8 protein-coding genes are annotated in these 14,417 nt (G+C 51.1%); 1 reads left to right on the forward strand and 7 read right to left on the reverse strand.

The window, feature by feature from the left end:
- Window positions 1-2: 2 nt before the first annotated feature.
- The gene (locus KKF06_06045; GenBank protein ID MBU1617311.1) at window positions 3-6,050 is read right to left on the reverse strand and encodes a hypothetical protein; all 6,048 of its coding nucleotides are present in this window, start codon (window positions 6,048-6,050) and stop codon (window positions 3-5) included.
- A 223-nt stretch (window positions 6,051-6,273) separates the two neighbouring features.
- Window positions 6,274-8,253, reverse strand: a complete 1,980-nt coding sequence (locus tag KKF06_06050) for a collagen-like protein (protein ID MBU1617312.1) — start codon at window positions 8,251-8,253, stop codon at window positions 6,274-6,276.
- 136 nt (window positions 8,254-8,389) lie between these two features.
- Between KKF06_06050 and KKF06_06055 the strand changes: the two genes are divergently transcribed.
- Complete coding sequence (locus tag KKF06_06055) at window positions 8,390-8,914, forward strand: hypothetical protein (GenBank protein MBU1617313.1); 525 nt, start codon at window positions 8,390-8,392, stop codon at window positions 8,912-8,914.
- Here the strand turns inward: KKF06_06055 and nifU are convergent.
- From nifU to KKF06_06080, 5 genes are all read right to left on the reverse strand, one after another.
- Window positions 8,911-9,339 (reverse strand): Fe-S cluster assembly scaffold protein NifU, encoded by a 429-nt coding sequence (gene nifU / locus KKF06_06060; GenBank protein MBU1617314.1) that lies wholly within the window; start codon window positions 9,337-9,339, stop codon window positions 8,911-8,913. The two genes, KKF06_06055 and nifU, sit on opposite strands and share 4 nt — an antisense overlap.
- Window positions 9,340-9,403: 64 nt before the next feature.
- The gene (gene nifS / locus KKF06_06065; protein MBU1617315.1) at window positions 9,404-10,582 is read right to left on the reverse strand and encodes a cysteine desulfurase NifS; all 1,179 of its coding nucleotides are present in this window, start codon (window positions 10,580-10,582) and stop codon (window positions 9,404-9,406) included.
- The gene (larE, locus tag KKF06_06070) at window positions 10,563-11,384 is read right to left on the reverse strand and encodes an ATP-dependent sacrificial sulfur transferase LarE (protein ID MBU1617316.1); all 822 of its coding nucleotides are present in this window, start codon (window positions 11,382-11,384) and stop codon (window positions 10,563-10,565) included. Before larE ends, nifS begins: the two co-directional genes overlap by 20 nt.
- Before the next feature lie 91 nt (window positions 11,385-11,475).
- Window positions 11,476-11,928, reverse strand: coding sequence for a 3D domain-containing protein (locus KKF06_06075; protein ID MBU1617317.1), 453 nt, complete (start codon window positions 11,926-11,928; stop codon window positions 11,476-11,478).
- 282 nt (window positions 11,929-12,210) lie between these two features.
- Window positions 12,211-14,415 carry a heavy metal translocating P-type ATPase gene (locus tag KKF06_06080; GenBank protein MBU1617318.1) on the reverse strand — a complete coding sequence of 735 codons (2,205 nt, stop codon included), beginning with the start codon at window positions 14,413-14,415 and terminating at the stop codon, window positions 12,211-12,213.
- Between the last annotated feature and the right edge of the window lie 2 nt (window positions 14,416-14,417).

Raw genomic sequence — 14,417 nt, forward strand, 5'->3', positions numbered from 1 at the left:
ATTTAGCTCTTGGTGTAATAAACCGTAATGCTCGCGCTGGTCACCCCGCCGGTCACCCCGGCAATATAGAAACGCAAGGTATTGCCGCTCGTGTAGGCAGTATTATTGAGCGTCGCGTCATTTCCCCAGATCCCCGGTGTTGCGGTGGCGGTCCCGACCTCCGAACCGTTATTGTAAAAGACCCCGGTCACATTGGTCCCCCCTTCGCAAAAGACATAAACCCCGGTGATCGTCGCGTTAAACGGCAAGCGGATATTGGCTGAATTTCCTACCCCGGGCTGGATAAAGACCCCTGATTTGCTGTCGCTAAATGTTTCCCAGGATGGAGCGCTGCTTCGAACAACCATGAGCTGACCGGTCGACCCGACCGCCCTTTTTGCCAGAGTAGTTGTCCCGGTCGCGTAGAGGATATCCCCGGTCGCGTAAGAGCTTTGTCCTGTCCCGCCATAGTTAGCGGCAACAGTATTTCCGTTCCAGGTAGAACCGGTCGACATTGTTTTATTGGTCAGGGTTTGTGAATCAGAGTCACCAACAATCGTCCCGGTCGGCACAGTTTTACCCGAACTCTCCAGTGCTGTTCCGCCGCTGTTCATCCGGACCAGTTGGCTGGCGGTAAAGCTGGTCGCGTTGGTCCCCCCTCTGGCGATCGCCAAAGTCCCGGAACTGATATTGCCGGCATTGAGCGCTGATAAATTAGCACCGTTGCCGCTGAAAGCGGTCGCCGTCACTGTGCCGGTAATGTTGATCCCGGCATTGGCATTGATCGCTCCATTGGCAGTCAAAGTGGTAAAGGTTCCGGCCGCCGGAGCAGAGCCGCCGATTATCGCGTTATTGATCGTCCCGCCGCTAATTGTCGCGGTGTTGATCGTCGGCGAGGTCAGGGTCTTGTTGGTTAATGTTTGAATATCGGTCGTTCCAACAAAAGCGCCGGTTGGGGCAGTCCCAGCCGAATCGTATTGTGTCCCGCCGCTGTTCATCTTGATAACCTGGTTCCCGGCAATTCCGCCAGCCCCACGAGCCGAGCCGCCGTAAGCAACCGGCAAGATACCAGAACTAATATTGCCGGCATTAAGGCTGGTCAAATTAGCGCCGTTACCGCTAAAAGCTGTCGCCGTCACTGTGCCGGTAATGTTGATCCCGGCATTGGCATTGATCGCTCCATTGGCAGTCAAAGTGGTAAAGGTTCCGGCCGCCGGAGCAGAGCCGCCAATTATCGCGTTATTGATCGTAGATCCGCTTATTGTTCCCCCGCTAATCGTCGCGGTGTTAATGGTCGGCGAGGTCAGGGTCTTGTTGGTCAGTGTTTGCGATTTAGTAGTAAAACAAAGCGTGCCAATTCCATACGAGGCGCTCCCGTCATAAATATTATCCGCGTACAATGTCCGCCAATGCCCGCCCGGGTCTGTCCCCAGGTCATAGATCGCCGAGCTCGGCCGCAAGTGCGTATTGATCGCCGTAGTCGTTAAATTGGACAGGGCAAGATTAGCCCCGGCATTATTGTCGACATACCATTTGTTCACCGCGTCACTGCCAGCGACTGGAGTGCTTACGTTTGTAATAACAGCATTTGACATATTAAGCCCGGAAACCGTCAGCGCCCCCAAAGTCGAAGTCCAGGTCAGAAGGCCCGAACCATTGGTGGCCAAGACATTTTTATTGGCTCCATCCGCGCTCGGCAGGGTATAAGTAGTTGAGCCGGCCGCCGCCGCCGGGGCAAGACCGACATAACCGGAAGCCGCGCCAGATAACCGGATCGCCCCTTTGACATCTAACGGCGCGCCGGGAGAGTCGGTGGCTATTCCAACATACCCGCCGGAGCTGATCTTGACCAGATCGGTCCCGGCATTATTCTGCACCTTTAAGAGATCGGCAGTCTGCCCTGAAGCCCCTTTGATCTTTACCCCTTCCTTGGCGGCAGTATTGCCAACCACCTCAAAAAGAGCGGTCGGAACCGGCGTACTGGTATAAATATTATCGGTTATCGTCGTGTAATCTGAATTAAATTGGAGCCGATCGAACGGCGCGTCCGATCCATAGGTCCCCCCCATGAAGGTGGCGTAATTTTCACTGGTCCCGCTCTTGATCTGGAAATACGCGGTCTGCTGATTGTCGCTCCAGGCGCTGTTATTGGAAACAATGCGCAATTGTCCATTGGTCCCGCCGCCATATCCGGCCAGGATCAAACCGGCCCCATCGTTTGGATTAGCAATGGTTATATTAGAAGCCGAACCATTTAAGCTAAGCAAAGGACTGGGAGAGGCGGTCGTATTTACGTTAACCACGCTGGTTGAACCGTCCGCCCGCCTGACCTGAAAACCAGTCGAAGAGTCGGCCGCCGGGTAAACATATCCGCTCTTGACCGACCCAAAAGTTCCCAGTCCGCTCGTCGATAATTGCTGAGCCCCCAGATTGACAGTCGAGGTCGCGCCGGTGTAAGGGACCGCCAGGGTCCCGATAGAAACAAAGCTCGCGTTCCCTCCCCCGTCTTTAGCTAAAACATTGTTAGTGGACGCTCCAGACACATCGGTCAAAGCATTGATCGCGTTTTGGCGCGTGGTTTGGCCTGTTCCACCGTTTACTATTGCTACGGTCCCGGTAACATTGGACGAAGTTCCAGTCGTGTTTTGGTTTAAAGTTGGGATATCGGAAGCAACCAAAGCCCTGAATTCCGGAGTGCCGCTGCTGCTGACCGGAGCGGCCAGCACATAGTGGGCTGTCTGGCTCTGCCAGGAGCCAATGATCGTCCCGCTGCTCGTAACTGGCGAACCAACAACATTAAACTGCGATGGAAGAGAGAGTCCGACTGAACTTACCGTCCCGGCCGCTGCCGAATCCCACTTGACCCCGGTCGGCTCGCTGGAATCGGCCTTGAGGACTTGTCCGTTGGTCCCCACCAATAATCTATCAGGCGTTCCATTCCCGTTATACACGATCAGGTCCCCTTTAGTCGTGCCAAGCGATTTGGGGATCTGCGCTTCATTGGAAACATTCCCCAGGCCGACCTGGGCCGGAGTATAGTCTCCCGGCTGGGCGGTGATTGGCCCGGTCCGGCCAAACACGCTCGCTACGGTATTGGTCGATTGGATCCTCTGCCAGGTGCTCCCGTTATAGATCGCCCAGTCATTAACCGCCCAGGTGGTAATACCACCAAGCTCGGTGCTCCCGGCAACATTGACCACATAATAATTTCCCGCTTCTCCGGTACTGCTAAGCAAAGTTGGAGTATTAGCATCAGCATTCCAGGTATCCTTATATTTAAGCGCCCCAAGCAGGTCGCCAAACAAGTCGCTCTTGGAGATCCTTTTCTGGGATGAACCGGTATAAAGAGGGATATAATCATTCAAATATGAGCTATTCACAATAGGGAGATCACTTATATCCATGGAAACCGCCACAGAACCAACCCCATTGGAAATAACAATGCCATCTCCGGGATTAAGATTGGCAATCGTATAACCTGTCCCGTTGCCGATCAGCAGCTGCCCCCCGGCCGGCGCGGCAGTCAGACCGGTCCCCCCGTGCGCTATTCCCAAAGTCCCGGCCATATTGCTCAAAGTTAGATTGGCTTCATTGACCTCAAGGCTAATGTGATCGGTATTGACCAGACCGATCGTTAGTTTGTTCGAGGCGGAATTTATTTTATAGAACTCAAGGTCGGCCCCGGTCTTCTGTTTATAAAGCCCAACCCCGGCCGAGCCGACATTGGAAGCGGTATTCGCCTGCCCTGGTATCCCGGTCAAGCGTGATCCGTCGATCGCCGGAAGTTTGGCTTCCGCGTCAAGAGTAACCAGCTGGCCGGCCGCAAAACCGATCGGCAGGTTGGCTGAAGGAACAACCCCCGCGTCACCAGGAATATTGGCAAAACTCGTTAACGCGCTCCCGTCAACTTTCCCGGCGGTAGTGATCGCCGCCAGTTTGGAATCGGGGATCGATCCGGCCAGCTTTTCGGTCGTCACCGCGTCGGTCGCGATCTTGGTCTCCGTGATCGAATAATCGGGGACATTGGTCGCGGTCACGTTGGTTAAATTTGAAGCGTCGATCGTCGGTAATTGGCCCAAATCGTTCAGGGTGACTAATTGGTTCGCGCCAGTCCCAATATTCAAATTAGCATTTGGAATTGTTCCAGCTCCAGCCGGAATGTTCCCCAAAAAGCTAAGTGAAGCGCCGCTCACCTTCCCCGCCGCGGTGATCGCGTTTAATTTGTCTTCTGTTATGCCGCCGGCCAGTTTTACATTTGTCACCTGGCTGTCTCCAATATCGATCGTTTGAATGGTTTCGTCCAGGATCTTGGCCGAAGTAACCGATTCGTCGCTGATCTTCGAAGTAGAGACCGCGTTATCGGCTATGTCGGTCGCGACCACATTGGCCAGTTGAGAGCCGTCGCCGACAAAAGCGGTGGCGGTGGCGACCCCGGTCAGGGTCAGGTTGGAAAATGTCAGGTCGGCCGCCAGTTTTTCCGACGTGACCGCCGCGGTCGCGATCTTGCTGGTGGTCACCGCGTAATCGGCGATCCCGGTCGCTAACACACCTGACAACTGGGAGCCATCGCCAATAAAGGTCACAGCCGAGATCGTCCCGGTCGTAGTAATAATAGTATCGCCGCCGATCGTTCCAGTAGTAATCGCGTTTCCGGAAACCAGGCCGGGGGCTTCGAGAGTCGCAAGATTCGCGTTCGGGAGATAACCTTTAACCTGGGAAGTTAGATCGACTTTGTTCGCTTCGTCCGGAGTGGTAATCGTGCTCCAAAGCTGGGTCCCGGTATGATTTGTCCGGCTAAGATAGTAACTCCCCGGCTCTCCTTCAAGGGAAGCGGCATTATTAGCGGTCAAACCGGTCAGGTTGGAGCCATCGCCATAAAAACTTGTCGCGGTAATATTGCCGGTCGTATCTATTACAGTATCGCCGCCAATCGTCCCGGTGGTGATCGCGTTGCCCGAAACCTTCCCCGCCGTCGTGATCGTCGCCAGGTTGGCGTTGGGGAGAAGCCCGGTTACTTGAGAAGTCAGATCAACTTTGTTGGTCGCCGTGTCGATCGTATTCCAATCTTGCGTTCCGGTATGATTTGTCCGGCTAAGATAGTAACTCCCCGGCTCTCCTTCAAGGGAAGCGGCATTATTAGCGGTCAAACCGGTCAAGTTGGAGCCGTCGCCAAAATAGCTTGCCGCGGTAATATTGCCGGTTGTATTTATTACAGTATCACCGCCAATGGTTCCCGTTGTTATCGCGTTTCCGGAAACTTTTCCAGCTGTGGTGATCGTCGCCAGGTTAGCGTTGGGGAGAAGGCCGGTCACCTTAGCGGTCAGGTCGATCGTCCCATTGGCGATCTTATCGTTGGAGATCCCAAAGTCTTTGACCTCCAAAGAGCTGGTCACAATATTCCGGCCAATCGTCACATTATCGATCGGCACGTTCCCAACCGCGGTTGGGGCCCAGGTCATCGCCGAACCATTCCACGATAAAACATCACCGTTGCTAGGTGAAGAAATTGTATCCAGCTTTTCACTTTTGATCCCGCCATCGGTTACTTCCAGTTCGCCATTGTTATTTGTGGTAATTGTCCCGCCATCGGTTACCACTTCAATCGTCGCGGTTCCGGTCCCGTTGCTCTGGCTGGTCGTGACACTGATATTAGAACCTGGGAAAAGCGCATGAACAACATTGTCGGCAAAAGAGGCGCGGTAAGCATAAGGGACACTGACCAGTCGGAGCCTTGGAGTCAGGATCGTCCCTTCAACATTAATTTCCAGATATGCTTCGGTCCCGGCAAAAACCGCCTGGGGGACCGGGTCGCTTTGCGAACCAAGTAAAATACTAAAAGTTCCGCCCGAATCTGGGGAGGTCGGATAATTTCCTGAAGTCCAGAGAGTGTTCCCGTATGTCTCCGCGTCATAGATCTTGAACTGAAGTGTTTTAGCTTCCAGGATCGGCCGCCCTGCCGGGTCGGTCAATCGGCCGGTATAGCTTAATAAGCGGGGAACCTCCGCCTGCACTATCATTGAAAATTGAAATAAACAAAGTATTAATAAAATCAATTTCAAACCACGCTTCATATTTTCCTCCTAATAAATTCCCACACCAAAACCCCGCCCGAGCATACAAAGTAATCTGTGCCGCAAGCGACGGAATGTTTTGGTGTGGGAATAAAAAAGGCAAGGGGTAACCCCTTGCCTTGGCAAACCAACTGGCTCACATTTTATTAAACAACTGGCCATATCCTGCACAGTATGGAGTGCTTTGTCCATATATGTCAAGATGCGTTTATTCCCCTAAATATCAATTGAAATGGAGCAATACCTTGCCTAAATATGGTGAACCGGAAACTGTCTCCAGTGCATGCCCAACCTCCTGCCAGTGTGCAACGGTCGAGGGCGGGACAAGTTGATCGCCATCCGCCCGGCCGGCGGTTACATTTGAAGTATAAACAAAATTCCCGTGGACCGGCAGCTTGGTCGTTTCGTATAATACATCGCCAATCCCGGCAACTACGACATAGCACTGTTGCCCATTGGCTACGCCATTATCGTAAACCGCTCCAATGCAATCCAGGGAAGAAACACTGCAAAGAACAAAACTATTATCGGCAGTCGGGCTACTTCTTACCAATGTTCCTTTGACCGAAGCTCCGCCGGTATTATTGGTCAGCTTGACGGCGTAACCCCCTTCTGGAGTGATCTTAAATTTAGGCCCCATCACTGAAGCGGAGCCGGCAACCTCGATCGTCCCGGCAACGGTCAGCTTTGAAGTTGGATTGGTCGTCCCAATGCCAACCAGATGAGAAACCGGGTCAAGCCTCATCAGCGCGCTCCCCAACGAACCATTATATTCCTTAAAATCCAGGTAGTAAGAATCGGCAATGCACTCTATCTGCCAGCCGTAATTTCCTGTCGCATGATCTATAAACTGCAGGTTCATATTGGTGTTCGAATCCAATCGGAGCGAGGCGTTCGTCCCTTCAATCGTCAACCGGCCGGTCATCGTGTCACCCGTTTTAAGGATTTTGGTATTATCATCAGCGGAAATCCCTGTCAATTTCGAACCATCCCCATAGAACCGGCCGGTCGCCGCTTCAATTGACGCCCCGGCAGAACCGACCTTTATGTTCCCCGCGACTTCCAGCGAAGCGGAAGGATTTGCCGTACCGATCCCGACATTGCCCCCAGTCGTGATCCTCATCCTCTCGGCTTGGTAGGTAAAGAAAACTATCGGGGTATTGCTCCAGGTAGCGACAACACACTGGTTGGTCGATCCCGTAAAATGAACCCCATCAACGCCAAACAGGCCTCGGACCGCCTCGTCATTGGTCCGGCAGTCCAGATACGCGCTCTCCCCTGCCGTCAACGCTTTCAATCCAAGCGCTGGGCCGTCGCTGTGCACGGTCAGCATAGAGTTTGACAGTGCCGGCCCGCCAATATTTACTTGTGTCGCAAAACTTCCCGTCCCATTCACCGTTAGGGTCTTGGCTGTTTCGGTTGTCCCGATCCCGACATTAACTAACGTCGTTACTTTTCCGCTCCCATCCAACCATGAGCTTGTCCCCGCTTCTCCCGTCGGACCCTGCGGACCGATGGCTCCAGCTTCTCCCGTCGGTCCTTGTGGACCAATGGTCCCTGCTTCACCGGTCGGCCCCTGCGGACCGATCGCGCCAGCTTCTCCTGTCGGCCCCTGTGGCCCAGCCTCTCCGGTTGGCCCTTGAGTCCCTGTTCCCGAGATGGATATCGTCACTTGCCCCGTTCCGTTATTTTCATCAGCCGATATGGCAACATTGGTCCCGGCAATTATGCTTTTTACAAAGCTATCTTTGGCTACTTTTCCCCTGGTAACCGCTTCGTTGGATATTTTTTGCGTGGTAATCGAGGAGTCAGCCACCGAATCAGCGGTCAATGATTTATACGCGAACGGAACACTGGCCAAACGAAGCCGGGGAGTTAGAACATTCCCTTCAATAATGATCTCCAGATAGGCTGTAACACCGAAAAAAACGGTTTCACCGATCGGGTCGCCATTGCTCCCAAGCAAGACGCTAAAAACCCCGCCCGCGTCCGGAATAGTCGAATAATCGGCCGAGGTCCAAAGAGGGGTTCCGCCGCTCTCCGCGTCATAGATTTTGAATTGGACCGTTTTTGCGGTCAGGATCGGGCGACCCAGTGAGTCGGTCAACCGCCCGGTATAGCTTAATATTTGAGGAACATCGGCAAAAACCATTGGGGCACTTAATAAAACAAGGAGAATTATCAGTCCTCTTCTTAGGCTCATTTGGCCCCTCCAGATAATTAAACGAAGTTATTATCTATTTATTGCCTAGGAATGTCAATAAGTTGATATATTAAACCTAAAATATCTCCAGCTCTTCCCTGAAATTTCCGCCAATAATCTTGGAAATACCTTTAAGATGATCGGAAAGATAAGCAAGTCCAAACCACCTTCAATGCCAGTTAAAAGCAGGCCTCAAAGGGATAGGGAGAAAATCAAGCTGATCAATAACTGTCTGGATAAAGATCAGGTGGTCAGCGCTCTCCGCCTTTCCCGGCAGATCGAGGATCCTTCGTTGCGTTATAAAACGCAAATGGAAAAACTGGTCGATCCCTTTTTGTATAATGACAACGCCGGGATCGCGTCTGAACTATTAAGCGACGATTGCGTGGTTTTCGCCAGGAGCCGGCCGCGAGCGGAGCGCCTCACCTTATTGGCCCGGATCGCTTTTAAATTATCCAAGATCAATGGAAATACCGAAGAGTTGACCGCGCAGATCCACGCGACCCTCCTGCAAATGGCGGTAGTTTTTACCGAAGATTACAAAGAATTAACCGAACAAAAAGTTGACGCACTGGTCGGCCAGATCTCCCTGGAATGGGGAAATTTTTCCCTGACCAAATATCACGATCGGCTGGTCCGACTCCTCAAAACCTACCGTTAATGGCCGCAGATCGGTTCTTCTGACGGTTTAAAACCGGGGAGCCCTTTACCGGTCGTTTTTTTAAGATAGTCGTCGATCGCCGCTTTGACCGCTTCTTCCGCCAGGACCGAGCAGTGCATTTTAACCGGCGGCAGGCCACCCAGAGCTTCAGCAACCGCCCGGTTACTAAGCTTGAGCGCTTCTTCGATCGTCTTTCCTTTGATCATCTCGGTTGACATCGATGAGGTCGCAATCGCCGCCCCGCATCCGAAAGTCTTAAACTTAACATCAGTAATAATATTATCTTTAACTTTGATGTACATTTCCATGATATCGCCGCAGGTCGGGTTACCAACCTTACCGATGCCATCAGGGTTTTCCATCTCCCCCACATTGCGCGGATTCTTGAAATGTTCCATTACTTTTTCACTATAATTACTCGCCATGCTATTCCTCCTATTCTTCTTCCGCGACTAAACGTCGCGGCTAAATCGTCAATAACCGCGGCGTTCAGCCGCGGGTTGTTTTTCCCTCTTCGTATAGCGGTGACATTTTACGCAGGCGTTCAACAATCTTCGGAAAAACCTCCAATACTCGATCAATTTCCTGTTCGGTCGTCTGTTTTCCAAGCGAAAACCTGATCGACCCGTGAGCCAGCTCGTGCGGCAGGCCGATCGCCAGCAAAACATGCGACGGCTCGAGCGAGCCGGAACTGCAGGCCGAGCCGGTTGACGCGGCAATCCCTTCCATATCCAGGCTCAAGAGCATCGATTCTCCTTCGATATATTTTATGGTTATGTTCAGGTTGTTTGGCAGGCGCTCGGTCGGATGTCCGTTAAGCTGTGATTCAGGGATCTTGGCGAGCAGTCCGGTCTTTAACCTGTCGCGCAATTTAGCGACCCGAACGTTCTCTTCCCCCATTTCGTTCGCCGCCAGCTCAGCCGCCGCCCCAAAACCGACGATCCCCGGAACATTTTCGGTCGACCCCCGCTTTCCCCCTTCCTGTGCGCCGCCGTGCAGCAAGCTGGTCAGCCTGGTCCCTTTCCTGACGTACAAACAGCCTACCCCTTTTGGGCCGTAGAGTTTATGCGCGGAGATCGAAAGCAGGTCAACGCCTAGCTGTTCGACCCCGATCGGCAGATGCCCGGCAGTCTGGACCGCGTCGGTATGTAAATAGACTCCTTTGGCTTTGACCGCTTTGGATATCTCGGCGATCGGCTGGACCGTCCCGATCTCGTTGTTGGCGTGCATCACCGAAACTAAGATCGTTTTGGCTTCGATAGCTTTGGCCACATCGGCTGGATCGACCATGCCGTATTTATCTACCGGCACAACCGTAACACGCAAATCCCGCTTCTTTAAAAAATCGGCGCATTCGGTGATCGCGTGGTGCTCGACACCGGAAATAACCAAGTGGTCACCTTTCTTTTCGTTGGCAAACGCAACCCCCATTAAAGCCTGGTTATCGGCCTCGGTCCCGCCGGAAGTAAAAACGATCTCCCGCGGCTGGGCCAAGATCAATTTCGCGACCTGCTCTCTTGCTTTTTCAACGGCGCTTCTGGTCTCCTGGCCAAACCCGTGGATCGATGAGGGGTTGCCAAATTTCTCCGTAAAGTATGGGGCCATCGCGACAACGGCCCGGGGATCGCACGGAGTAGTCGCGGCGTAATCAAGATAGATCCGGTTCATTTGTTCCCTCCTCGTTCAGGCTTCCGGTCCGGTACCCTTTCAGGTCAATGGTAACATAATAATAGCCAAGCTCTTCAAAATATTTGGTGATCTCCGGCATCATCCCCTCTTCCATGATCCGAGGGATATGATCCTGCTCCAGTTCAATCCTGGCAATAGAGCCATGATGGCGGACCCTGACCTGATCAAACCCTTTTTGCCTTAAATATTGTTCGCCACGGCCGATCTGGCCCAAGATCTCAAGAGTGATCCTGGTCCCGTACGGGATCCGCGATGATAGGCAAGCCAAAGATGGTTTTTCCCAGGTTGGCAGGCCGGCTTGCCGCGACGCTTTGCGGATCTCTTCCTTGGTCAACCCTGCTTCCTGCAGAGGACTATGGACGCCAAATTCAACCCTGGCCCGGCTGCCGGGACGAAAATCATTCAAATCGTCATGATTGGACCCGTCAGCCAGATGGTCTATCTCTTTTTCCTGGGCAAGCTGCTTAAGCCGGGCAAAGAGCTCTTTTTTACAGAAATAACAGCGCTCCCTGGAATTGCGGAGAAAGTTTTCGTCGCCGAATTCCTCGGTTTTGATCTGCCGGCATTCGGCCCCAAGTTTATCAGCCAAAACTATCGCTTCTGAAATTTCTTCCCGGGGATAAGTCGGCGATTCGGCAATGACCGCCAGAACATTTCCCTTTCCTAAGACCTGAAGCGCCTGGTAAAGCAGAAAGGTGCTGTCTACCCCACCGGAAAAAGCGATCGCTATCCGGCCAAAGCCGGACAAGCGCTCCTTTAAAGTGGTCAATTTACTATCCATTATGATAATCTTAACTTATTTATTCCGATCAGGCAATAAAAAAGCCCTCCGGGATTCCCGGAGGGCTTTTAATAAAAAGCTTAAACGATACTTACGATTTAACTATATAGAAATCAATGTCCCTTTTGCCGTAATTAACCGCTTCACTATACCCTCTAAACCAGACATCGATCCGGTCGCTAAAGCGGGTATGCATCCGGTCTTCAACCACAAAGATCCTCTTGCCAAAGCCTTTTATCATCACTTTGGTCCCCAATGGTAAGAAATTAGAGGCAACTACCCCCTCCCTACACCTGGTCCCCATAGCGGTAATCCAGGGGGTATCATCGGTCTGGTTAGGCAGAGAGTTATAAGCGGTTGAAGTGACCGTTCCACCATAAAATACATTATATTTATGCGCAAATACCATTGCCTGCAGGTTACTCTCATTCCCGGACGATTTAACTACTGAAAATGAAACAACCAATAACAGAAGCAATACTATTTTAATAATTGCTTGATTATTATTTACTATTTTATTAACCTTTTTTATCAATTTATTCATTTATTCCTCCTAAGTTTTTATCTAGAAAATGAATGGAATGTAAGCTGGAGATCAGCAGCAGATTAAAACAAAAACAAATTTTGAGCCGATGTTGTTATCCATACACATACTTATCGTTATATTAGGTGGGAAAATTGCATTGAATTTGAGCTATTTAGGGGCATTTTGACTGTTTATGGCGCTATAATGCCAAATAATATCATTGTGCCCATATTATAAGCATATTTAATCCATAAGCTAGATTGAAGGCAGACCGATCAATTATTAACTTTTTAGCTATTACTATGCTTTAAATCTTCTCATTAGCAGGGAATTAGAAACAACCGATATTGAACTTAATGCCATCGCTGCACCAGCAATTACCGGGTTAAGCAAAAAGCCACTAATCGGGTACAATAAACCTGCGGCAATAGGTATCCCCAGGGAATTGTAGAAAAAGGCCCAAAAAAGGTTTTGCCTGATCTTCCTCATAACATATTTACTTAATTTAATAGCAGTTACCACCTCTTTGAGGTCGTTCTTAACTAGAACGATCGAACCGGTTTCGATCGCAATATCAGTCCCTGATCCGATCGCTATTCCTAGATCGGCCTGGGCCAATGCTGGAGCATCATTGATCCCATCACCAACCATTGCTACTTTTTCGCCTTTTTTCTGCATATTTTTAATATATTCAGCTTTTTCCTGAGGAAGGACCTCGGCAACAACCTCTTTAACGCCAGCCTCCATACCGATAGCCTCCGCAGTCTGTTTATTATCTCCAGTGATCATAATCACTTTTATTCCCATTTTTATTAATGTGGCTACAGTTTCACGGGCTTCCCCCTTGATCTGATCGGAGATCCCTAAGGCACCGGTCAAACTCCCATTTCTGCCGAGCAGAATAACCGTCCGACCGTTCTGTTCCAGTTCTTTTATTGGGGGCTCCAATCCTCCCAGTGCGATCTTTCTTTGCGCAAACAGCTTCCGGTTGCCAAGCAGGATCGTTTCTCCCTTATAAACCACCTCAACCCCTAACCCCGAGAAAGAAGTAAATTTATCCGGGTCAGGAATGTCTCCGGATTCTGCCCCCTTCTTCAATACAGCTTCCGCTAAAGGGTGTTCAGACCTCTTCTCAGCAATCGCCGCAAAAAGCAATGTTTGCTTATCCCCTAATATATCGGTAACTTCAGGTTTCCCTTTGGTCAATGTCCCGGTCTTGTCAAAAATTACGGTATTGACCTGTGAAGCGATCTGCAGGGCGGCCGCGTCTTTGACCAAGATTCCCCGCTCCGCTCCCAAACCGGTCCCAACCATAACGGCGGTCGGCGTCGCCAACCCCAGGGCGCAGGGACAGGCAATTATCAGCACGGCGATAAAAGCGGTCAGCGCAAAAAGAATGCTCTGTCCAACCAGCAGCCAAACAATAAAAGTTATTATGCCGGTCAACAAAACTGCGGGGACAAAATAGGCGGAAATAACATCGGCTAGCGCCTGGATCGGAGCCTTGCTCCCCTGCGCTTCTTCAACCAGTTTAATTACCTGGGAGAGAAAAGTCTCGCTGCCGATCTTTTCCGCTATGAACCTGAACGCGCCGGTCCCATTGACGGTCGCGCCGGTCACTTTGTCGCCTGTTTTTTTCTCAACCGGCAGACTCTCTCCGCTGACCATTGATTCATCAACCACTGAATGGCCGTCAATGACCGTTCCATCGACCGGGACCTTCCCGCCCGGTTTAACGACAATAACATCCCCAACCGCCACTTCGCTGATCGGAATTTCAACCTCTTTTCCCTCTCTCACAATGATCGCGGTTATGGCCCGCAGGCCGATCAGTTTTTTAATTGCTTCCGAAGTGCGCCCTTTGGCCAGCGCTTCAAAATATTTACCGAGCAGGATAAAAGTGATCAATAAAGCAGAGACCTCATAATAAAGCCCCCCCATCCCTAAAGGGGCCCATCCCAACCATTGGCCGATCGTCCCCGCCAAACTATAAAAGAAAGCGGCAGCTACTCCGATAGAAACCAACGTATCCATATTGGCAGTCCGCGTTATTGCCAGTGAAGCGATCCCCCGGCTGAAGAAAATACCGCCAAAAAATAGCACCGGCAAAACAAGGAGCAGTTCGATCGAAGCCGCGTAGTCAATTAACTTATGGGGAAGAGGCCAGGCGAACAGCTCATGAAACATGTAATATAGAAGAGGCAAACTAAAGATCAGGGCGCCAATAAAGCGGCTCCGTAAATTTATGATCTCGCCATCGTGCTCGTTCTTTTCACGGTCAAATGTTCTGACAACTTTATACCCGGTCGCTTCAATCAATTTTTCAATAGCGGAAATATCAGTTACAAGCGGATCATATTCAACGGTCGCTTTTTCCGAAGCAAAATTGACATTGGCGGAAACAACTCCACTAAAACTACTAAGGGCGTTTTCAATAGTGGAAACACAGGAGGCGCAACTGATCCCGGAAATGGCTATAATAAGCTTCTTGCTTTTATGGGGCAAAA

The sequence above is a fragment of the Candidatus Margulisiibacteriota bacterium genome, from assembly GCA_018822365.1.
Taxonomy (GTDB): Bacteria; Margulisbacteria; WOR-1; order O2-12-FULL-45-9; family XYB2-FULL-48-7; genus XYB2-FULL-45-9.